A 21291-nucleotide genomic window follows, 5' to 3' on the forward strand; every position below is an offset into this window, starting at 1 on the left:
GCATCCTGTCGTCGCGAGATCGGCGTGCCGCCGCCTCCATCCTGAAGCCGATCCCCGCGCATGAATCGGCCCTGCTCGAGGCGGGCGAGCGCGTGCATCTAGGAGCCGCGCCGCCCCCTGTCAATGCGCTGCCGGTGCGCCGATCCGGCGGCAACGGTGCAATCTGCTTGACTCCTGCCGCCGATCGCCTAAGGGAGCGCCCCGTCCGGCGGGCCACCAGGCCCATGCCGGCCATCCGTCCGAGACCGCTGGTGCAGGCTCGCCTGCTTAATCTTCCAGCCTAGACGGGGAAACGAGATTTGCCGGCTGCCCCTGGCGGGCACGCCGCGCGTGCCTGATGGCACACCCTCCTTCCCTATCGACGGACCAGCCCGTGCCGGGTGCCTTGGGGCCCCGGCATGGACAAACCCCCGCCCGTGCGGGGGCAATCGAAGCCGGTCGCGCCCGGGGAGCCATTCCCGTGCGCGATCACATGTGAAGGAGTATGGCATGGATCGTTCGCAGAAAGCCGAAGCGGTCGCCCAGCTCAATGCGGTCTTCAACGAGGTCGGCGTGGTGGTCGTCACCCGCAACCTCGGCATGACGGTGGCTCAGTCCACCGAACTGCGCGGCAAGATGCGCGAAGCTGGCGCGGCCTACAAGGTCGCGAAGAACCGTCTCGCCAAGCTCGCCCTTCAAGACACCGCCTATGTCGGGCTGAGTGACATGCTCACCGGCCCGGTCGGGCTGGCCTGGTCGAAGGACCCGGTCGCGGCTGCCAAGGCCGCTGTCGATTTCGCCAAGTCGAACGACAAGCTCGAGATCGTCGGCGGGGCGATGGGTTCGGTGGTGCTCGATGAAGCCGGGATCAAGGCGCTCGCCTCGATGCCGAGCCTCGACGAGCTGCGCGCCAAGCTCATCGGCCTGGTCAATGCCCCGGCGACCAAGATCGCCCAGGTGGTGACCGCGCCGGCCGCCAAGGTTGCCCGGGTGTTTGCCGCCTATGCGGACAAGGCCGCTTAAGAGACGTTTTTCGCCAGACGAAACAATCTGTTGGGGCCAATAAGCCCCGCCACAATCAGGAGTGAACCATCATGGCCGATATTGCCAAGCTTGTTGAAGAACTCTCGCAGCTGACCGTGCTCGAAGCTGCCGAACTCGCCAAGGCCCTCGAAGAAGCCTGGGGCGTCTCCGCTGCGGCGGCGGTCGCCGTGGCTGCGGTGCCGGGCGGCGGTGCCGGCGGCGATGCCCCGGCGGCCGAGGAGCAGACCGAATTCGACGTCATCCTCACCGGCGACGGCGGCAAGAAGATCCAGGTGATCAAGGAAGTCCGCGCCATCACCGGCCTCGGCCTGACGGAAGCCAAGACCCTGGTCGAATCCGCGCCCAAGGCGATCAAGGAAGGCGTCTCCAAGGCCGAAGCCGAAGAGATCAAGAAGAAGATCGAGGAAGCCGGCGGCACCGTCGAGCTCAAGTAAGCGCACGCGCGCCGATCTTCCGATCGCGCCATTCGAACAAGGGCGGTGCCAGGGCTGGCGCCGCCCTTTTTCATGCGCCCCGTCCGGGCAATCTCGCGGGCAATCGGGCTTGCCCGCGCCCGGGCGCACCTCTAGGGCGGTCGGCCCGCCGCGGCGCGGGCGATGGAACGATCATGCAACAGGCCCACATCACAAGGCGGCCCGGCTGGGCCCGGGAACTGCGCGCCACGCTGGGGCTGGCAGGGCCGCTGGCGGCGGCCAACCTGCTGCAGATGCTCACCTATGCGATCGACGTGATCTTCATCGCCCGGCTGGGCGAGGCGCAGCTGGCTGCCTCGGCGCTGGCGGTCTCGCTGTTCGGGCTGGTGCTGTGGGCGCTCTCGGGGCTTGCGGGGGCGGTGGCGCCGCTGATCGCCGAGGCGCTCGGCGCGCATGCCCCGGCGCTGCGGCAGGTGCGCCGGGCGGTGCGCATGGCGCTGTGGCTGGCGCTGATCGCCGGGATCGCCGGCACGATTGTGTGCCTGATGCTCGATCCGATCATGCAGCTCACCGGCCAGCAGCAAGAGATCCGCACGCTCGCGAACAGTTACAACAATGTGCTGGTGTTCTCGATGGTGCCGATGCTGGTGTGCTCGGTGCTGCGCAATTTCGTCTCGGCGCTGGGCCGGCCGATCTTTGCCACCGCGATCACCGGCCTCGGCATCTTCGTCAATGCGCTTGCCAATTATGCCTTCATCTTCGGGCATTTGGGCGCGCCGGCTCTGGGCCTTCCCGGCGCCGCGGTGGCCACGGTGATCACCACGCTGTTTACGCTTGCGGCCTATGTCTGCGCGATCCGGCTTGATCGGCGGCTGGCGCGCTATCACGTTTTCGGGCGGCTGTGGGTGCCCGATTGGCCGCGCTTCCGGCAGATCGTCCGCATCGGCCTACCGATCGCGCTCACCATCACCGCCGAGGCCGGGATCTTCGGCGCTGCGGCCTTCCTGATGGGGCGCTTCGGCGCAGCCGAGCTTGCCGGGCACACTGTGGCGCTGCAACTGGCCAGCCTTGCCTTCCAGGTGCCCTTCGGGGTGGGGCAGGCCGCGGCGATCCGGGTCGGCTATTTCCACGGCGCGCGCGATCCTGCCGGGGTGGCGCGCGCGGGCTGGGTGGCGCTGGCGATCGGCGCCGGCTTCATGGCGATGACTGCCGCGGCGATGATCCTCGCGCCCGAACTGCTGCTGCGCATCTATGTCGATCCCGATGCCCCGGCCAATGCCGCGCTGGTGGGCTTTGCGCTGCAATATCTGGTGCTTGCCGCGATCTTCCAGCTCGCCGATGGGGTGCAGGCGGTGGCGGCCGGTGCGCTGAGGGGCCTGCAGGACACGCGCGTGCCGATGTGGATCGCCATTGCGAGCTACTGGGTGCCGGGGATCGGCCTTGCGCTGGGGCTGGGCTTTCTCACCCCGCTTCAAGGCACGGGGGTTTGGATCGGGCTGGCAGGCGGGCTGTTCTGCGCCGCGGCGGGGCTGTTGTGGCGCTGGCACCGGCGCGAGGCGCTGGGGCTGACCCGCGCCGCGCTGCCCGCCTAGCCGCGCGCCGGGAGCGTGCGCACTTCGCGCTGGGGGAAGGGGATGGTGAGGCCGACCTCGGCAAAGCGGGTCTTGGCCGCCTCGGTCAGCGCCCAGGACAGGGCCAGCCAGTCCTCGGTCTTGCACCACACCCTGAGGCCCATCGTCACCGCGCTGTCTGCCAGCGCGGCCACAAACGCCACCGGCTCCGGATCGGCCAGCACCCGCGCATCGGCCCGGGCCAGCGCCAGAAGTTCGGCGCGCGCCTGTTCGATGCTGTCGGAGTAGGCGATCCCGATCAGCAGTTCAAAGCGCCGGGTGGGCATCCGGGTGAAATTGACCACCGGCTTGTTCCACAGCTCGTTGTTGGGCACCATCACGAACAGGCCATCGAGCTGGACGATCTCGGTGGTGAACAGCCCGATCGCCTGCACCGTGCCGTTGACGGTGCCCGCGCTGATCGTCTCGCCGACGCGAAACGGGCGCTGGATCAGGATCATCACCCCGGCCGCGACATTGCTGAGCGTGCCCTGAAGCGCGAGGCCCACCGCCAGCGCCAGCCCGCCGAGCGCAGCGATGATGCTGGTGGTCTCGACCCCGAACTGGGTCAGCACCGTCACGCCCACCACCACCCACAGGGCATAGCGGATGATGTTGCTGAGGAACCTGGCGACGGTGGGCTCGATCCGCTCGGAACGGGTGAGCGCGCGGTCGGCCCAGCGCCCGAGCAGGCGGGCGAGGATCACCCCGATGATGAGCACCGCCAGCGCCCCGGCAAGGTGGGCAAGGTTGGTCTTCAGCCACAGCCAGGCCTCGGCGGCTAGGTTGATCTCGTCCCCGAGACTGGCGGCGAGCTTGGGGGGCAGCTTGGCGGAAGGGGCAGTCAACAAGGGCCTCACAAGATGGAGCGCGCAGCGGCCCCGCCGCCTGGCAGGGACGCCGCACGCAGGATGACGCTTGCGCCGGGCTTAGCCGGGCGTGAGCGTGATTTCCACCCGCCGCGCGCCGGCAAGATCGCTCGCCTCGTCGGAAATGTCCTCGGGCTTTACGAGGTCGATGCGCTCGGCCGGCACGCCCTCTTTCTCCAGCGATGCGGCCACCGCCTGGGCGCGGTTCTTGGCGAGTTCGGCATTGGCCGCGGCATTGCCGGTGGGATCGGTAAAGCCGCTGAGCTGCACCCGATCAGCGGGATTGGCCTCGAGCCAGGCCTTGATCGGCGCCACCGCGGCGGCAAAGTCGGGCGCGATTTCGGCCTTGCCGACATCGAAATAGACCGAGACCTTGGGCCTGCCCTCGACCACCTCGGAAACGATGCCTGCGCCTGCGGGGATCGCCGGGGCCGGAGGCGCTGCCGGCTCTGCCGCGGGGGCCGGGGCAGGGGCCGGTGGCGGCGGGGCCTTGTCGAAGCGCCCGGCAATGTAGCTGCCGGCGATCGCGGCAAAGAGCATGATCGCCGCCCCGCCGCCGGCCACCAGCGTGGCAAAGCCGATGAAGCCATCATCCCGATCGGCCCCGCCGCTGCGCCCCGCGCCGTGACCGCCACTGGGCAGCGCCGCCGCCGCCAGCGGCGCTGCCGGTGCGGCTGCAGGGGCCGCCGCAGCGGCTGCCACCGGGGCCGCCGCCGCCATCGCCGCGCCGGCCCCGAACACCGTGAGCTTGCCGAAATGTTCGGCCAGCAGGTAATAGACCGTCACCCGGTTGCGGAAGCTGGTGTCGCTCATGCGTTCGCCGACCTTGGCAATCGCCGCGTCGATTACCTCGTCGGGATCGGTAAGCTCGAGCTTCTTGCGGCAGAAATTGTCGCGCACCCGCGCCGTTTCCACCGGATCGGAAAAGGACACGAGCGCGGCATCGCGGGTTCTGAGCGCGATCCCGCAATAGCGCACAATCGCCGCGATTACCCCGTCGTCAGCCTCGGGCGCGTAGCGCTTGACGTCGCTTGCCCAGTCGGTTCCTGCCACTTCCTCGGCCATTGGCGGATCTCCCTCTTTGCCCTTGCGGGCACCCCAATCCTGATCCCACGTGGCAGGCTACCACCGCTCGGCCGATCCCCCAAAAAAATTGTGCGGCGGGCGTCTTGACTCCTCGGCAACGCGCAACCATCTGCGCCGCGTTGGCACTCTCGAGGGGAGAGTGCCAAGCAACCCCTAGATTCAGGAAAGGTCATACCAATGGCATTTCGTCCGCTGCACGACCGCGTTCTGGTGCGCCGCATCGAAGCCGACACCAAGACCGCTGGCGGCATCATCATTCCCGACAGCGCTCAGGAAAAGCCGAGCGAAGGCGAGGTGATCGCCGTGGGTGACGGCGCCCGCGACGAGGACGGTGAGCGCATCCCGATGGATGTGAAGGTGGGTGACCGCGTGCTGTTCGGCAAGTGGTCGGGCACCGAAGTGAAGATCAACGGTGAAGACCTGCTGATCATGAAGGAAAGCGACATCATGGGCATCATCGAGCCCGCTGCCGCTGCCGCCAAGGCGGCCTGATCGGCGCAGAGCACCTTCCCAGCACAAACACGCAATTCTCAGGAGAAACGGACATGGCAGCCAAGGACGTGAAGTTCGGCCGCGAAGCGCGCGAAGGCATTCTGCGCGGGGTCGACATCCTCGCCAACGCGGTCAAGGTGACGCTCGGCCCCAAGGGTCGCAACGTCGTGATCGACAAGAGCTTCGGCGCGCCGCGCATCACCAAGGACGGGGTGAGCGTCGCCAAGGAAATCGAGCTCAAGGACAAGTATGAGAACATGGGCGCGCAGATGCTGCGCGAAGTGGCCAGCAAGGCCAATGATGCGGCCGGCGATGGCACCACCACCGCCACCGTGCTCGCCCAGGCGATCGTGACCGAGGGCATGAAGTCGGTTGCCGCGGGCATGAACCCGATGGACCTGAAGCGCGGGATCGATCTGGCCGTCGCCAAGGTGGTGGAAAACCTCAAGGCCCGCTCGAAGGAAGTTTCGGGCTCGCAGGAAATCGCCCAGGTCGGCACCATCTCGGCCAATGGTGACCGCGAAGTCGGCGAGAAGATCGCCGAGGCGATGGAGAAGGTCGGCAAGGAAGGCGTGATCACGGTCGAGGAAGCCAAGGGCCTCGAGTTCGAGCTCGACGTGGTCGAAGGGATGCAGTTCGACCGCGGCTATCTCTCGCCCTACTTCATCACCAACCCCGAAAAGATGACCGTGGAGCTGGAGAACCCCTACATCCTGATCCACGAGAAGAAGCTGTCGAACCTGCAGTCGATGCTGCCGGTGCTCGAGGCGGTGGTGCAGTCGGGCCGTCCGCTGCTGATCATCGCCGAGGACGTGGAAGGCGAGGCGCTGGCCACCCTGGTGGTCAACAAGCTGCGCGGCGGGCTCAAGGTCGCCGCGGTCAAGGCCCCGGGCTTCGGCGATCGCCGCAAGGCCATGCTGCAGGATATCGCCATCCTCACCAAGGGCGAACTCATCAGCGAAGACCTCGGCATCAAGCTCGAGAACGTCACGCTCGGCATGCTCGGTCAGGCCAAGAAGGTCACCATCGACAAGGACAACACCACCATCGTCGATGGCGCCGGTTCGGCTGAGGACATCAAGGCCCGCGTTGCCGAAATCCGCACCCAGATCGAAAGCACCACCAGCGATTATGACCGCGAAAAGCTGCAGGAGCGGCTGGCCAAGCTCGCTGGCGGCGTGGCCGTGATCAAGGTTGGCGGTGCCACCGAAGTCGAGGTGAAGGAGCGCAAGGACCGCGTCGATGATGCCCTGCACGCCACCCGCGCGGCGGTGGAAGAAGGGATCGTCCCGGGCGGCGGCACCGCGCTGCTCTACGCCACCAAGGCGCTCGAAGGCCTCAAGGGCGAGAACGACGACCAGACCCGCGGGATCGACATCATCCGCAAGGCGATCACCGCCCCGGTCAAGCAGATTGCCGAGAACGCCGGCCACGATGGCGCGGTGGTCGCGGGCAACCTGCTGCGCGAGAACGACGAGACCAAGGGCTTCAACGCCCAGACCGAGACCTACGAGAACCTGGTCGAAGCTGGCGTGATCGACCCGACCAAGGTGGTGCGCACCGCGCTGCAGGATGCGGCCTCGGTGGCTGGCCTGCTCATCACCACCGAAGCGGCGATCGTCGAGCGTCCGGAAGACAAGCCGGCCCCGGCGATGCCGGGCGGCATGGGCGGCATGGACTTCTGATCCACGCCCACACGCCTGTGCGGGGAGCTGCGGCCCCCCGCAGGAGCACAACAATCAGCCCCGGCGGTGCCTGCCGCCGGGGCTTCTTGCATCAGGCGCCTGTGCCGCGCCACGCCGGCGCCCGGCGCTGGATCAATCGAGAATCTTGCCGAGCATCCCGCGCACCTTGCGCTCGACCGCGGCGTTGGCCTCGTCCTCGGCGGCCCGCCCGGCGGTCTCGCCCAGCCGCCGGAAGCTGCGCGCGATCGCGTCATCGCCCCGTGCCCCGCCTGAACTCGGCGCGCCCTTGATGCCGGAGATGCAGCAGTCCGAGTTGGAGGGTTCAGGCACGCTGTCCTTGAGGTAGCATTGGCCATACTCGCTGCGGCCCGGCGCGACATAGGTCCAGGCCACACACTGCGCTTCGCCATCGCAGGCTGCCTTGCAGCTGCGCCAGTCGTTGCCCGCCGCGGTGTAGTTGATCTCGCGGTAATCCGAACCGAACAGATCGACATTGTACATCGGCTGCCAGTCATCCGCCGGCGTGGCCGCGGCGGAGCGCTTGCCCTTCTTGCCCTTCGCCGCGCCGGCCGTGCCCGCCGGCGATTGCGGCGCGGCGGCGGCAAGCCTGCGGCTCGGCCCGAGGTAGCGCAGCGAGCTGATCGATCCGCCATTGTCACCCAGCGAGGCGACCTCGCCATCGACGATCATGCACCCCGTGCGATAGCCCGCATCCATGCACACCTGCCACTGGCCCTCGGTCCTGAGCGAGAAGGCATAGTCATTGGCGGTGCCATCGAAGCCCTCGGCGGCGGGGATCTCCTGAAGGTTCTCGACATCGCGGGCGATCCGCACCGGAGCGCCGCCAAGGTTCTCGGCACTGTAGAGCGTGATCGAACCCGGCGCCTCGCGCTGCGCGGCGATTGCGTTGGCAAGGAAGGGCGAGGTGGCCAGCGCACCCAGCGCGAGACCCACGGCGAATTTGCGAAACATCGGACAATCTCCCCATTCACCGGCGCACCGGCGCGCCGTCGCTCATGGGAAACCGGAAAATCCGGCCAAACCGGACAGCCCCGCAGCAGAAAAAATTATTTGCGCCCGGCCTGTCCGGTTCTGCCGCCGTTTGCGGTTCTCTCTCGGTGAAGGGAGAATGATGATGCGCGTGCTTGCAATCCTGGCGGCATTGGCGGGCCTTGCGGCCTGTTCGGGCGAGGCAGACGAAAGGCGCGGGGCCGGGGCGGAGGCGGGCGCTGTTGCCGGCGCCATGGCCGACGCGGCTGGCAGTGTGACCGAGATTGTCACCAGCGATGCACCCACGAGCAACGAACCGATCATCGCCACCCGCGCAGAGGCGGAAGAGACCTACAAGTGTGAAGGCCTCATCACTGCGATCGCCAACCGCAACCTGCTCGCCAAGAGATATGGCGGCGATGCCGAGCTGCCCGAGGAGCTGGCGAATATCCGCCTTTCCGACACCGCCTTCTGGGGCAATCGCGTCGAGCGGATGACGGTCTCGGGCATGAGCAAGGCCGAGCTGCGCAAGCTGCGCGAGTCTTACGTCGACCCCTTCCTTTCCGGCGAGGAGCTCACGCGCCGGCTGCCGGAGGTCCGCGCCTGCCGCGAAATCCAGCAGGCTGGCTGAAGCAGCCAATCCAGGGAATTGAGGCCATGACCATGTTGCGATGCGTTCCTGTCCTTCTGGCCGCCGTGAGCCTCGCCAGCCTTGCGGGGTGCAGCGACACCGGCAACGCCGATGGCGGCGGCGGCAGACCAGATGCCGTGACCAATGGGGCGCAAGGGGCCGCTGCGATTGCTGCAAATGCGGCGGCGCAAGGCGATGCGCCGATCACCGCCACCCGCGCCGAAGTGGAGCAGGCACATGAGTGCCGCGGCCTGATGGGTGCGGCTTTCGCGGCAAAGACGGTGATCAAGGATGGCCTGCCCGAGGAGCTTGCCGGAATGACCAGCGATGCCGCGATGTATTGGACTGTCCGCGCCGACCGCCTGCGCGCGCCCGACATGACCGAGGCAGAGCTTGACGCCCTCACCGCCGCCTCGGTGCGCGTGCTTGCCACCCCTCAGGCCATCGCAAACGCCTTGCCGGACATTCGCGCATGCCTTGCCGCGCAGGGCGCGGGCTGAACCCGGCCAGATCGGCCCCGGCCCGAAACCCGCTTCATAGAGGAGAGCGACCATGACCATGTCCCGCCGCAGCTTCGTTATTGCCACAGGCTTCATCGCCACCGGTCTTGCCACCGGCACCGCCGCGCTCGGGGCCGAGGGCGATGTGGTCGAGATCAGCATCGCCAATCCGCGCGCGCTCAAGGGCCTTTCCGGCGAGCGGCTGCGCGCCGCGCTGGTCAAGACGGTGCGGCTGCGCGCGCGGCTGGCCGGGCCGGTCCAGGCGCAGCTGCTCGCCGGGCGGGTGGAGCGCGGGGTGCTGATGGAGGTCTTCGCCTCGGACGGCTTTGCGTTGAAGCCGGGGGTGATCGCCTTTCCAGGGGACATGTTCTTTCCTGGGGACATGTTCTTTCCCGGAGACATGTTCTTTCCCGGAGACATGTTTTTCCCTGGCGACATGTTCTTTCCCGGTGACATGTTCGTGCCGCGTGGCGGGGCTGGCCGCGTATTGGCGCCGGTTGTCAAGGACACCCTGGGGCATGGCGATGCGGCCAGCGGCCTCGTGTTCTTCGTCGCGCTCGAGGCCAAGGGCGCGCGCGGGCGCGGGCTTGGCCTGCCCACCGCCAAGGGCTGAGCGCGATGGCGCTGTGCAGCACCCCATGCGCTCTGGTGGTGGGCGATGGTATCGCCGGGCAGGGCGCCGCGCTGGTTCTTGCGCGCGCTGGCTGGCAGGTCTGGCTGGCCCTGCCGCGCCCCGGCAAGCCCGCCGCGCACCGGCGCCACGCCCACATCACCAGCGCCGCGGTGATCGCCCGGCTCGAGCGCAGCCTCGGGAAGGCGCCGGGCGGCTGGGCGATGGGCCGGGCGCTGGTGTGGGACGAGGCCGGGCGACGCGAGGCGGGGGCGCGCCCGATCATCGGCGCCGAGGCCCTGCGCCTGAGCCTTGCCGCGCAGGCCGCGGCAGCGGGCGTCCAAGGCCTCACCGATTGCACGATCGTCCCGCTTGCCCATGGCGCGGGGTGGCGCTGGCGCGCGCGCGGCAAGGCCGGCCATGCCGATGTGGTGGTCGATGCCACGGGCAGCGGGCATTGGCTTTCCCGCATGGTGGGCGCGGCGGTGATGATCGAGGAACTTGCCGGCACTGACCGCGCATGGAGCTGGACAGGGATCAACGACGGGCCGGATCGCCCCTGGCTGCTCGCCGCGCGGGAGCGGACGCAAGCGGCGGTGCTGCTGCGCGAGCCGGATGGGCAGGTGCGCCTGACCTTGCGCGCCCCGCAGGCGGCGCCGCCCGATCCGCTCGCCGCGCTCGATCGCTTGCTCATCGGCGCCGGCGCGGAGTGGACGACATGGATCGGCTCGCTCGCGCTCGATCCGCGCCCGCTGCGCCATGAGGCGCCGCTGGCCCGGCGCACGCTGGTGGGGCCCGATCCGGCGCTGCCCCCCCTCTTGCGCCTCGGCGATGGCCTGACCCAGACCGCCCCGCGGCTCGGCCAGGGGATCGCCCAGATCGCCGAACAGCTCGAGGCGCTCGCCGGCGCGCTCGCCGCCGCGCTGCCGCCGGGACAGTGGCAGGCCCGGCTCGATGCCCTTGCCGAAAGGCGCTGGACGGGGCTGATGCTGGGCACCGGCCTGATGCTGGGCGCGGGCCTGATGCTGGGCGCGGGCCTCGTGAGGATCGCCGCATGATGCGCGCCGGCCTTGCGGGCTGCCTGCTTGCCCTGGCGCCCGCGCCGCTGGCCGCGCAGCTGGACGCCCCCGGCCCGTTCCATGGCAATTGGCGCATGACAGCGGCCGACGATCCTGGCGACAACGGGCTGATGGCGGTCAGCCTTCAGCTTGGGCGGAGCGAGCGGCACGGCAGCGGTGATTATGCCATGCACCAACCGATGTGCAGCTTTCTGGATGGCGGGGCGATCCGCGGCGATGAGGAATGCGCGCTTGGCGGGGGCATCTTTGCCCGCGTCGAACGCAAGGGCGCCCGCCTGCTGCTCACTTTCCACCCGACCGCCGATGGCATGACGCACCGCCTCGTCCTTGCGCGCCGGGGCGCGCGCCTTGTTGGCACCTATCACGCGCCCGGCCTTGCCCGGCGGGTCATTCTCGAACCTGCACCTTGAAGGAGACTGCCATGCGCCATCACTCTGCCCCTGCCTTTGCCTCCACCCTTGCCCTCGCCCTGCTCCTCGCCGCCTGCGGCGACAACACGAACGAGACTACCATCACCGACAGCGAGAGTGGGGAGAGCCTCACCCTGCGCACCGCCGACGATCCCGATGAGGGCATTGCCCCGCCGGCCGATTTGCCCGCCTTCGCGCCGATCTATCCCGGCGGGGTGATCACCGCCTCGGTCACCGGCAAGCCGGGCGAGGCGCAGGGCATGGTCGCCTTCACCACCGCCGACAGCGCCGATGAGGTGATCGCCTTCTACCGCGAGAGGGGCAAGGCCGCCGGGCTGTCCGAACAGGGCGAGATGAACATGAGCGGCACCCGCATCCTCTCGATGGGGGCAGGCGATGCCGCCGCGGCGGCGATGCAGGTCACCGTCTCCCCGCTCGATGAGGAAAGCCGCCGCATGGTGCAGATCGTCTATGCCGCACAAGGCGCGTGACAAGCCGGCGCTGCCGCGATAGCCTCACTTTTCGAGAGGAATTTGCGCAAGATGGCCGAACACGCTGCCCCCGATAGCCCGACCGACGCCTTGATCCTTGCGCTCTATCCGCAGGTCAAGCGCATGGCGCGCGATCTGCGTTGGCGTTACGGCGCCAGCGAGACGCTGCGCTCCACCGCGCTCGTCAACGAATGCTTCCTCAAGCTGCGCCACATGCACGCCTTTGCCGACGAGGCGCATTTCCTGCGCACCGCGGCGCGGGCGATGCGCCAGGTGCTGGTCAACCACGCTGCCGCGCGCCAGGCGGCCAAGCGCGGCGGGGGCGTCGTGGCCGAGGCCTTCGAGGACGATCTGCCGGTGATCTACTGGGAAAGCGATGAGCGCCTGATCGCGCTCGATGCCGCGCTCGCCCGGCTGGCAAGCTATGCCCCGCGCCTGGCCGAGCTGGTCGAGCTGCGCTTCTTCGGCGGCTATGCCGAAAGCGAGATCGCCCGGCTGCTGGATTGCAGCGAGCGCACCGTGCGGCGCGATTGGGTCAAGGCCAAGGCGCTGCTCCTGGTTGACCTTGCCGAGGAAGGCCCCGCCGTGGCTGCCTAAAGCTGCGCGCGCAAAGGCTTGGCCGCCTCGCCCAGGCGCGCGCCGGCCGGGCCAAGCTGCGGCAAGAGGCTATCGAAGGCGCCGAGCGATTGCCGCGCGCCGGCCCGGTCGCCGCCGGCAAGCTGCACCTTGGCGAGTGCCAGCAGCGCCATGGCCTTGGCCGGCGGCGGGGCCTTGCCCAGCTCGGCCGCGCCAAGCGCCTCGCGGGCGAGGGCGAGCGCATCGGGCGCACCCAGCGCAAGGCGCGCCTCGGCCAGGCCGGCAAGCGCGGCGACGTGCTGCATCGCGCCCGCCCCGGCGAATTGCTCTGCCATCCCTGCCGCCTCGGCGAGGAGCGGCGCGGCCTCGCGCGCGCGGCCAAGTTGCAGCAGCACCTTGCCGTGGTTGCTGAGCAGCGCCGCGGTTCCGGCCGAATCGCCGAACAGCGTGCGGCGGATGCGCACCGCCTCGGCAAACAGCGGCTCGGCCGCGGCGGGGCGCCCGGCCAGCATCTCGAGCGCGGCGAGATTGTTGGCGGTGTTGAGCGCATCGGGCGTGTCGGTGAGGCCGGTGGCCTGCCAGATCGCCTGCGCCTTCTTGAGCGCCGCGCTGGCCCCGGCCGGATCGCCCGCCGCCAGCAGGGCAACGCCAAGATTGTTCTGGAACACCCCGGCCTGGCGGTTGGTGGTGCCGAACATTGCGGCGTGATCGCGGGTCGCCGCCGCGAGCATCCGCGCCGCTGCCGCCGGATCGCTGGCGCGCAGGATCTGCGCCTCGACCAGCCGGCTGTCGATCAGCCGGGCGCGCCACTTGGGCGCATCGGCCTGCCAATAGGCCTGCGCCTGTTGCAGCAGGGGCCTTGCCCCCTCGATCTCGCCAAGGCGCACCATCGCCTGGGCCATGTCATAGCGCGCCGCGGCCAGCACATCGCCCGGCACCTGCCGTGCCCGGGCGCGCACCAGCGGGGCGAGCGCTGCCTTGGCCGCGGCATAATCGCCGAGATAAAAGTGCAGCTCGCCCAGCGCGTGCAGCACCCGCGCGCTTTCACCCGGATCGCGGGCAAACTCGGCAAGGATCCGGCGGGTGGCCTGATCGAGCACCTCGCGCGCGCTGCTCTCAGTGCCGGCGGCCTCGACGCTTTCGCCGAGCAAGAGATAGAGCGACTGGCGCACCGCATCGCTGCGCTGCTCCTCGGCCAGCGCCGCATCGCGCGCGGCCAGCGCCTCGCGCCGCTGGATCTCGGTGCTGACCAGCCCGGCGCCGAGCGCCGCGACGATGGCGAGCGTTGCCGCAATCGGCCAGCGCGCGCGCCAGGCAAGGCGGCGCAGACGATAGGCCCGATCGCCGCTGCGCGCCGCCACGGCCCGGCCATCGCAGGCGCGGCGCAGATCCTCGGCGAAGGCCTCGATCGTGGGATAGCGATCCGCTGCCTGCTTGCGCAGCGCCTTGGCCAGCACCGCATCGAGATCGGCCACCAGCGCCTTTGGTGCCGCGGCCAGCACCGGCACCTCATCGCGCAGCGCCAGCAGCCGCACCGGCTCGGCATCGAGCACCCGCCCGATCCCCAGCGCCACCGGCAACCCGGCAAGATCGATCGGCGGGCGGCCGCTGGCCAGTTCGTAGAGGATCGCCGCCAGGCCATAGACATCCACCGGCGGGCCAACCGGCGCGCCGGTGAGCAGTTCGGGCGCGGCATAGGGCGCCGATAGCGGCAGCAGATCCTGCGTCTGATCGCTTGCCCCCAGCTCCTTGGCGATGCCGAAATCGATCACCCGCACCCGCCCGGCGGCATCGACCAGCACATTGCCGGGCTTGAGATCGCGGTGCAGCACCAGCATGGCATGGGCCGCGCCCACCGCTTCGGCGACCTCGAGCACCAGCGCGATGCGCTGCATCAAGGAGGCGGCGCGCGCGGCGCACCAGCGCTCGATCGGCACGCCATCGACCCGCTCCATCACCATCCAGGGCTGGCCCGCGGCGGTCACCCCGCCATCGAGCAGGCGGGCAATCCCGGGATGATCGAGCCGGGCCAGCAGCTGGCGTTCGGCCTCGAAGCGGCGCAGGTCGATCGCGCCGTCGCTGCGCATCAGCTTGAGCGCGCCGGCCTGTTCAAACCCGCCCTCGGCGCGGGCCACGGCATAGACCACGCCCATGCCCCCGCGCCCCAGTTCCTCGCCCAGCTGCCACACCCCGATCTGGCCCGGCAGGGCGCTGCCTGCTGGCGCGGCCGGATCGGGCGCCGGCGGCGGCGGCTCGAGGAAGTCTTCGGCCTCGGCGAGGCGGGCAAGGATCGTGCGCGCCTTGTCAAGCCCGGCCGGATCGCCTGCCAATTGCTGTTCGAGAAAGGCGGCGCGCCGATCCGCGGGAAGGCCCATCGCCGCATCGACGATGCTTTCCAGAACGCGCCATTCATGCGACTTCATACAAACCCCCGCCCGGACTTAGTGCCAAGTCCGGGCGGGATTTCAAGTCCCTAACGCAAAGGCGTCGGGGCGGGGCAAGGCCCTTACCAGCCGAAGGTGACGCCCACGCGCCCGCCGGTCGAGCCCTTGACCGTCGATCCGGCAATGCCGCCCGAGAGCCACACCCGATCATCGAGCCGCGCCACCGCCGCGGCGGAGAAGCCCTGCTCGCCGCGATAGGTGGCCAGGTTGACCGAGAGCGAGAAGGTGGCATCGGGGGGGATCACCGTGCCGCCCAGCGCCATGGCCGCCGCGGTGCCGCCCGCGGCCTGGCGCTGGAGCGAGGCAAGGCCCATCTGCAGCCGATCGACCGCAGAACCCAGCATGATGATCTGCCCCTCGACCGTGCCCAGCCGGGTGCTGAGACCATTGAGCTGGGCGAGATCGAAGTCGCTGGTCGCAAGGTTGCCCAGCGCATCGGCGGTCACCAGGCGCACGGCGCCTTCCTGCGCGGCGCGGCTGGCCGCGCTCGACACCCCGGGCAGGGTATAGGTCGAGCGGGTGGCGCCGAGCAGGATCTGATCGTCGCGCACGGTCTGAGCCTCGGTGCCGATTGCCACGCTGTTGGCGTGACGCGCCTGCGCCCCGGTGCCGATCGCCACGCTGTTGACAGCGTTGTTTCGGGTTGCCGCACCCTCCCCGATGGCGATACTGTTTGCGCCCTGGGCATCGGCATTCGCGCCCTGTGCGATGGCACCATCGCCCGCGGCATTGGCGCTGCTGCCAATGGCAATGCCGCTGTTGCCCAGTGCATTGGCCTGCGCGCCGAGGGCCACGGCATTGCTGCCGATCGCCGCCGCCTGCGATCCGACCGCGGTGGTGAAGAACCCGAGGGCAAAGCTGTTCGCCCCCAGAGCGGTGCTTTCGCCAACCTCGGCCTGGGCAAGATTGCCGATCGCCACGCTGTTGGCGGACGAACCATTGGCGCGCGGGCCCACCGCCACTGAGGAGGCGCCGGTGGCGCTGCTGGCCGTGCCGAGCGCAATCGCATCGCCTTCGCTCGCCCGGGCCCCGCTGCCCAGCGCCACCGTGTTGTCGCCCTCGGCGCTCGCGGTCTCGCCGAGCGCGATCGCGGCGATGCCATTGGCGCTGGCCTCGCGCCCGGCGGCAAAGGTCGAGGTGCCGATCGCGCTGCTGGTGTCGCCCAGCGCGATCGCACCCTGCCCGGTGGCAACGTTGTCGCGCCCGATCGCCACCGCGCCATCGCCCGTGGCAAGGTTGGGATCGCCGATCGCCACCGCGCCATTGCCGCTGGCCTGGTTGTCGAGCCCGATCGCCACCGCGGCGCCATTCATGGCCTGCGCGCCGTTGCCGATCGCCACCGAATTGTCGCCGCTGGCCACGCTGGCATTGCCGAGCGCCACGGCATCGCTGCCTGTGGCAACGGCCGGAATGGCGCCGAGCAGCTGGCCCAAGCCGGTTTCGACCGCGCCGAGCCGCTGGCCCTGTTCGTCAAGCCGCACCTCGGCCGCGCCGATCCGCGCGTCCTGCGCGGCATTGGCGGCGAGCGCCTGATCGGTGCGGTTCTCGAGCGTGAGGATGCGCCCGTCCTGCACCAGATTGGCATTCTCGAGCGCGCCGACGCGGCCATCGATGGCCGCGACCGCATTGGCCGCGGCGGTGGAGGCGGCCAGCGCCGCGCTGGCCTCACTGCTCGCTGCGTTGGCACGGCTGAGGGCCTCGCTCGCGGTCTGGCTGGCGCCAGTGGCAGCACTGAGCGCATTCTGCGCGGTGGCATCCGCCCCCGTGGCAAGGGCGAAGGCCTCGTCCGCGCGGGTCTGGGCGGCGCTCGCCGCAGCGCTCGCACCATTGGCGGCATTGAGCGCCGCGGCAGCATCGGCAGAGGCCTGCGTGGCCTGGGCAAGCGCGGTGCTTGCCGCCGTCTGCGCGCCCACCGCGATGGCTTCGACCTGGTTGAGCTGATCGAGATTGACCGCATCGGTCCCGGCGGTGCCGGCCGCGACATTGACCAGCTGGCGCTCGGCCCCGGCAGCGCCGATCGAGACCGTCCCGGCCCGGTCAGCCAGCGCGCCCGCGCCCAGCGCGACGCTGTTGGCCGCGCCATTCTGGGTGGCGGCGCCAAGCCCGATGGCGATGCTGCCTTCGCCCTGGGCATCGGCATTGGCGCCCTGCGCGATCGTGCCGTCGCCCGCGGCATTGGCGCTGCTGCCGATGGCAACGCCATTCACGCCGAGCGCGCTAGCCTGGCCGCCCAGCGCGATGGAATTGCTGCCGGAGGCGTTCGCTTGGGACCCGATCGCGGTGGCAAGGAAGCCGGTCGCCAAGCTGTTTGCCCCCAGCGCGGTGCTTTCGCCGGCATTGGCCTGGGCGAGATTGCCGAGCGCCACGCTGTTGGCGCCCGAGCCATTGGCACGCGGGCCCACGGCGATTGCGCCAGATCCGGTGGCGTTGCTTGCCGCGCCGACCGCGACCGTATCGAGCTCGGCTGCGCGGGCATCGCTGCCCAGCGCGAGGCTGCTGTCGGCCTCGGCCCTTGCCCCGGCGCCAAACGCGGTCGCATTTTCGCCCTCGGCCTTGGCACGGGCCCCGGTGGCCGTGCTGTTTTCCCCCAAGGCCTCGGCCTGGGCGCCGAGCGCGGTGGCTCTGATGCCTTCGGCCTTGGCAAAGGTTCCGGTGGCGGTGCCAAGCAAGTCTGACGCCTCGGCCTCGGCGCCAAGCGCGGTGGAACTGGCGCCCTCGGCCTTGGCAAAGAACCCGGCAGCGATGCTGTTATCCCCCAGCGCCGTGGCGCCTACGCCCAGCGCGGTGGCTTGAAACCGGGCCTCGGTCGCGGCACCGAGCGCGGTGGCACTGGTGTCTGCGGCCTTGGCTGCGGTCCCAACGGCGGTGCTGAGGTCTGCCAGTGCCTCCGTCAAACCGCCAAGCGCAGTGGCTCTACTGCCCTCGGCCCTGGCTGCGGTCCCAACGGCGGTGCTGTTGTTGCCGAGCGCCTGGGCAAAACCGCCAAGCGCGTTGGCAGAGGGGCCCTCGGCCTTGGCGAAGGTTCCGGTGGCGGTGCTGAAATCGCCGAGCGCCTCGGCTCTGGCGCCAAGCGCGGTGGCAGAAATGCCCTCGGCCCTGGCTGCGGTCCCAACGGCGGTGCTGTTGTTGCCGAGCGCCTGGGCAAAACCGCCAAGCGCGTTGGCAGAGGGGCCCTCGGCCTTGGCGAAGGTTCCGGTGGCGGTGCTGAAATCGCCGAGCGCCTCGGCTCTGGCGCCAAGCGCGGTGGCTTGCTGCCCTTCGGCCTTGGCCTGGGCCCCGGTGGCGGTGCTGAAGTTGCCAAGGCCGCTGCTCGCCTGCCCCAAGGCAACTGCCGCAACGCCCGACGCTTGTGCATCGGCCCCGATCGCAATGCTCCCCACCTGCAAGGCTTGGGCACCGATGAAGTCCGCATCATCATCATCGCCGCCAATCGCAATGCTGCCGCTTTCTGCTGCGGTTGCCCTATTGCCCACCGCGACACTATTACCTCCGTTGGCGGTGGCAAAGCGCCCAATGGCGGTGATACCAAAGCCGCCTGATGCCTCCGCGCCCACCCCGCAGGCAAGGTTGGTGTCCTCGCCGCTTTGGTCATTCGCCCCGCCGTCATCGTCGGTGCCGGCGTCCACCACTCCGTCATTGTCGCGATCAAGCAGGCAGGTTTCGGCACGCGCCTCGTGTGGCGCGGCGATCAGCGAGGCGGCGGCCAGCGCCACGCCGAGCGCGCCAAGGCTGGCATGGGGGGCTGCAAGCTTGCAGCCGGGCTTGGGCGAAATCTTGCGCATGATGTGTTTCCTCCGGGATGTGCGACAAACGGATGCGACACGTCTTGTGGTTTTCCCGGAGAAACAGGATCGGCCGGCAAAACCGGACAGGCGCCCGAGCGATTTTTTGTGCTTGTCCTCAAGAGCCTGATGGAAAGCGCAGATCTGTGCCGTTCGCAGCCGCGCGCCGGCACCGCGCAAGGCGCCGGGCGATCAGCAGCGCGCGCCTTGGCCCGCAGGGGCAAGGGCGCGTCAGAAGGCGAGGGGGAGGGCTGGAGCGGGTAGCGGGAATCGAACCCGCATAGCCAGCTTGGAAGGCTGGTGCTTTACCACTAAGCTATACCCGCTTGAGGGCTGCCGCGGCCCATGCCACCAATGGCGGCGCGGTGCAATATCCGCGCGCAGGGGGCGCTAGCCGCGCGCGGCGCCCACTGGCAGATTGTCGATCAGCCGGGTGGTGCCGATCCGCGCGGCAACCAGCAGCCGGGCTGGGCGCGCCCCCAGCGCTTCGAGCGGCGCCAGCGTTGCTGCATCGGTCAGGCTCGCATAATCGATCCGGGCAAAGCCGGCGGCCACAAGCTCGGCCTCGAGCCTGGCCAGCGCCCCGGCCACCGCCGCCCCGCCTTCGATCGCCGATACCGCCGCGGCCATCGCCCGCGGCAGGGCCGCCGCCGCGGCGCGCTGCGCGGGCGTCAGGTAGCGGTTGCGGCTGCTCATCGCCAACCCGTCTGCCTCGCGCACCGTGGGCACGCCGATGATCGCATCGACATGCGGGCGGGTCAGATCAAGATCGCGCGCCATCGCGCGGATCACCGCGAGCTGCTGGAAATCCTTCTCGCCGAAGAAGGCCATGTCGGGCGCGACCTGGTTGAACAGCTTGAGCACCACGGTTGCCACCCCGTCGAAATGGCCGGGGCGCGCCGCGCCGCACAGCCCCTCGCTCACCCCGGCAACGCTCACCGTGGTGGCAAAGCCATCAGGATACATGGCCTTGACATCGGGCGCCCACAGCAGCGCGGTGCCCTCGGCGGCAAGCAGCGCCGCATCCTCGGCAAGCTGGCGCGGATAGGCGTCGAAATCCTCGCTGGGGCCGAATTGCCGGGGGTTGACGAAGATCGAGGCGACCACGTGATCGCACCGCGCGCGCGCCGCGCGCACCAGCGCGAGGTGCCCCTCGTGCAGCGCGCCCATGGTCGGCACCAGCGCGATCCGCGCGCCATCGCGGCGCAGATCGGCAAGCGCGGTTCTCAACATTTCCAGCGAGGTGACCGTTTGCACCGCAAGCCCTTTCGGGGATAAATCGCGCCTTGCGCCCCTAGCGGGGGTGAAGGTCACAATTCAAGCCGATCAGCCCATCCACGCGCGACCGGGAGAGATTTCATGCCGCCCGCCCCTGCCAGCCCTCCCGCCAGCGAGACCCCTTTCGCTCCGGCGCGCCGGCTGCGCCCCGGCCAGGCGCACCGGATCGTGTTTGCCAACGAGAAGGGCGGCACCGGCAAATCCACCACTGCGGTGCACGTGGCGGTGGCGCTCGCCTATCTCGGCGCGCGGGTGGCCGCGATCGATCTCGATCCGCGCCAGCGCACCCTGCACCGCTATGTCGAGAACCGCCTCGCCACGCTGGAAAAGCGCGGCCTTACCTTGCCCACCCCCTATTGCGAGGTGTTCCGCGGCACCGAGGCGGAGGAACTCCTCGCCATGATCCGCCGGCTCGAGGCGCACTGCGATTTCCTCATCATCGACAATCCCGGGCGCGACGATCCCTTTGCCCGGCTGGCGGTGGAACAGGCCGATACGCTGGTCACCCCGATGAATGACAGCTTCGTCGATTTCGACCTCATCGGCCAGGTCGATGCCGAAAGCTTCAAGGTGAAGAAGCTCTCCTTCTTTGCCGAACTGATCTGGGAAGCGCGGCTCAAACGCAGCCGCATGACGATCGAGCAGCAGCGCCCCGAGATGGATTGGATCGTGGTCAGGAACCGCACCGGCCATGTCGAGGCGAAGAACCAGGCGCGGCTGCACAAGGCGCTGAGTGAGATGTCGCGGCGGGTGGGCTTCCGGGTGACGCAGGGGCTGAGCGAGCGGGTGATCTACCGCGAGCTCTTTCCTTCCGGCCTCACCCTGCTCGACAAGGGGCACCTTGGCGAACTGGGCACCAGCCACCTCGTCGCCCGGCAGGAACTGCGCGCGCTGGTCAAGGCGCTGGCGCTGCCCGCCTTCACCCGCGCCCAGGGCGAGCTGGAACTGGCCTGATGCTGCGCGCGCTCATCATCCTTGGCATCATCGTGCTGGTGTGGCGCTGGGCGCTGGGGCGCTGGCCGTGGGACGATCTGCGCCCCGCCGCGCGGCGCGCCGAGGCGCTGGCACGGGCCCGCCGGCTGCTCGGGGTGGGGCCGGGGGCGAGCCGCGAGGAGGTGATCGCCGCGCACCGGCGCCTGACGGCGCTGGTCCACCCCGATCGCGGCGGCACCACCACGGCGATGCAGGAGGCCAATGCCGCGCGCGATCTGCTGCTGGCCGAATTGCCCGATCCCCCGCCATCGCCCGATTGAAACAATCCCGCGCCAGGCCCAGCGGTGGCGGCGCGCAAGGGGCACACCCCAAGGCCGGCGCGCCGCGGC

20 protein-coding genes and 1 tRNA gene are annotated in these 21291 nt (G+C 69.7%); 14 read left to right on the plus strand and 7 right to left on the minus strand.

Features of this window, described 5'->3' with window-relative positions; genetic code table 11:
• Positions 1-489 precede the first annotated feature (489 nt).
• The 3 genes from rplJ to G524_RS0103445 all read left to right on the plus strand — a co-directional run bounded on the left by rplJ (position 490) and on the right by G524_RS0103445 (position 3028).
• On the plus strand, positions 490-1002 hold the full coding sequence (rplJ, locus tag G524_RS0103435; RefSeq protein WP_027442459.1) for a 50S ribosomal protein L10: 513 nt from the start codon (positions 490-492) through the stop codon (positions 1000-1002).
• A gap of 71 nt (positions 1003-1073) precedes the next feature.
• Positions 1074-1457: a 50S ribosomal protein L7/L12 gene (rplL, locus tag G524_RS0103440; protein WP_027442460.1), complete on the plus strand. Its 384-nt coding sequence runs from the start codon at positions 1074-1076 to the stop codon at positions 1455-1457.
• 173 nt (positions 1458-1630) lie between these two features.
• Positions 1631-3028, plus strand: coding sequence for an MATE family efflux transporter (locus G524_RS0103445; protein ID WP_027442461.1), 1398 nt, complete (start codon positions 1631-1633; stop codon positions 3026-3028).
• Here the strand turns inward: G524_RS0103445 and G524_RS0103450 are convergent.
• Together G524_RS0103450 and G524_RS16505 are read right to left on the minus strand one after the other, a co-directional pair.
• The gene (locus G524_RS0103450; protein ID WP_342662444.1) at positions 3025-3894 is read right to left on the minus strand and encodes a mechanosensitive ion channel family protein; all 870 of its coding nucleotides are present in this window, start codon (positions 3892-3894) and stop codon (positions 3025-3027) included. The genes G524_RS0103445 and G524_RS0103450 overlap by 4 nt on opposite strands.
• An 81-nt stretch (positions 3895-3975) precedes the next feature.
• Positions 3976-4980: a DUF2853 family protein gene (locus tag G524_RS16505; RefSeq protein WP_084625031.1), complete on the minus strand. Its 1005-nt coding sequence runs from the start codon at positions 4978-4980 to the stop codon at positions 3976-3978.
• A 198-nt stretch (positions 4981-5178) separates the two neighbouring features.
• Between G524_RS16505 and groES the strand changes: the two genes are divergently transcribed.
• The gene (gene groES, locus G524_RS0103465) at positions 5179-5493 is read left to right on the plus strand and encodes a co-chaperone GroES (protein WP_027442463.1); all 315 of its coding nucleotides are present in this window, start codon (positions 5179-5181) and stop codon (positions 5491-5493) included.
• 53 nt (positions 5494-5546) lie between these two features.
• On the plus strand, positions 5547-7178 hold the full coding sequence (gene groL / locus G524_RS0103470) for a chaperonin GroEL (protein ID WP_027442464.1): 1632 nt from the start codon (positions 5547-5549) through the stop codon (positions 7176-7178).
• Between the two features lie 132 nt (positions 7179-7310).
• Here the strand turns inward: groL and G524_RS0103475 are convergent, their stop codons facing one another.
• Positions 7311-8150: a PAN domain-containing protein gene (locus G524_RS0103475; protein WP_027442465.1), complete on the minus strand. Its 840-nt coding sequence runs from the start codon at positions 8148-8150 to the stop codon at positions 7311-7313.
• 163 nt (positions 8151-8313) lie between these two features.
• On the opposite strand from G524_RS0103475, the gene G524_RS0103480 reads away from it, so the two are divergent.
• The 7 genes from G524_RS0103480 to G524_RS14850 are packed head-to-tail and all read left to right on the plus strand — an operon-like array spanning position 8314 to position 12486.
• Positions 8314-8799, plus strand: a complete 486-nt coding sequence (locus G524_RS0103480) for a hypothetical protein (protein ID WP_156893995.1) — start codon at positions 8314-8316, stop codon at positions 8797-8799.
• A gap of 26 nt (positions 8800-8825) precedes the next feature.
• Complete coding sequence (locus G524_RS0103485; RefSeq protein ID WP_156893996.1) at positions 8826-9299, plus strand: hypothetical protein; 474 nt, start codon at positions 8826-8828, stop codon at positions 9297-9299.
• 52 nt (positions 9300-9351) lie between these two features.
• Positions 9352-9912, plus strand: coding sequence for a hypothetical protein (locus G524_RS0103490; RefSeq protein WP_156893997.1), 561 nt, complete (start codon positions 9352-9354; stop codon positions 9910-9912).
• A gap of 5 nt (positions 9913-9917) precedes the next feature.
• Entirely contained in the window at positions 9918-10967 is a 1050-nt protein-coding gene (locus G524_RS0103495) for a hypothetical protein (protein ID WP_027442469.1), read from the plus strand.
• Entirely contained in the window at positions 10964-11398 is a 435-nt protein-coding gene (locus G524_RS0103500) for a hypothetical protein (RefSeq protein WP_027442470.1), read from the plus strand. Before G524_RS0103495 ends, G524_RS0103500 begins: the two co-directional genes overlap by 4 nt.
• 11 nt (positions 11399-11409) lie before the next feature.
• Positions 11410-11889, plus strand: a complete 480-nt coding sequence (locus G524_RS0103505) for a hypothetical protein (protein ID WP_027442471.1) — start codon at positions 11410-11412, stop codon at positions 11887-11889.
• Between the two features lie 51 nt (positions 11890-11940).
• The gene (locus G524_RS14850; RefSeq protein WP_036857305.1) at positions 11941-12486 is read left to right on the plus strand and encodes an ECF-type sigma factor; all 546 of its coding nucleotides are present in this window, start codon (positions 11941-11943) and stop codon (positions 12484-12486) included.
• On the opposite strand, the gene G524_RS0103515 is transcribed toward G524_RS14850, so the two are convergent.
• The 4 genes from G524_RS0103515 to panC form a co-directional block, all read right to left on the minus strand.
• Positions 12483-14888, minus strand: a complete 2406-nt coding sequence (locus G524_RS0103515) for a serine/threonine-protein kinase (protein WP_027442472.1) — start codon at positions 14886-14888, stop codon at positions 12483-12485. The genes G524_RS14850 and G524_RS0103515 overlap by 4 nt on opposite strands.
• Positions 14889-14971: 83 nt before the next feature.
• Positions 14972-18691 carry a YadA-like family protein gene (locus tag G524_RS0103520; RefSeq protein WP_027442473.1) on the minus strand — a complete coding sequence of 1240 codons (3720 nt, stop codon included), beginning with the start codon at positions 18689-18691 and terminating at the stop codon, positions 14972-14974.
• A 252-nt stretch (positions 18692-18943) separates the two neighbouring features.
• Positions 18944-19017, minus strand: a tRNA-Gly gene (locus G524_RS0103525).
• 64 nt (positions 19018-19081) lie between these two features.
• Positions 19082-19948, minus strand: coding sequence for a pantoate--beta-alanine ligase (gene panC, locus G524_RS0103530; protein ID WP_027442474.1), 867 nt, complete (start codon positions 19946-19948; stop codon positions 19082-19084).
• A 102-nt stretch (positions 19949-20050) separates the two neighbouring features.
• Here panC and G524_RS0103535 point away from each other — a divergent pair, with 102 nt between their 5' ends.
• The gene (locus G524_RS0103535) at positions 20051-20923 is read left to right on the plus strand and encodes a division plane positioning ATPase MipZ (protein ID WP_084625032.1); all 873 of its coding nucleotides are present in this window, start codon (positions 20051-20053) and stop codon (positions 20921-20923) included.
• Positions 20923-21222, plus strand: a complete 300-nt coding sequence (locus G524_RS0103540) for a J domain-containing protein (protein ID WP_036857309.1) — start codon at positions 20923-20925, stop codon at positions 21220-21222. Before G524_RS0103535 ends, G524_RS0103540 begins: the two co-directional genes overlap by 1 nt.
• The last annotated feature ends 69 nt before the right edge of the window (positions 21223-21291 follow it).

It is taken from the genome of Erythrobacter cryptus DSM 12079 (genome assembly GCF_000422985.1).
Taxonomy (GTDB): Bacteria; Pseudomonadota; Alphaproteobacteria; order Sphingomonadales; family Sphingomonadaceae; genus Erythrobacter; species Erythrobacter cryptus.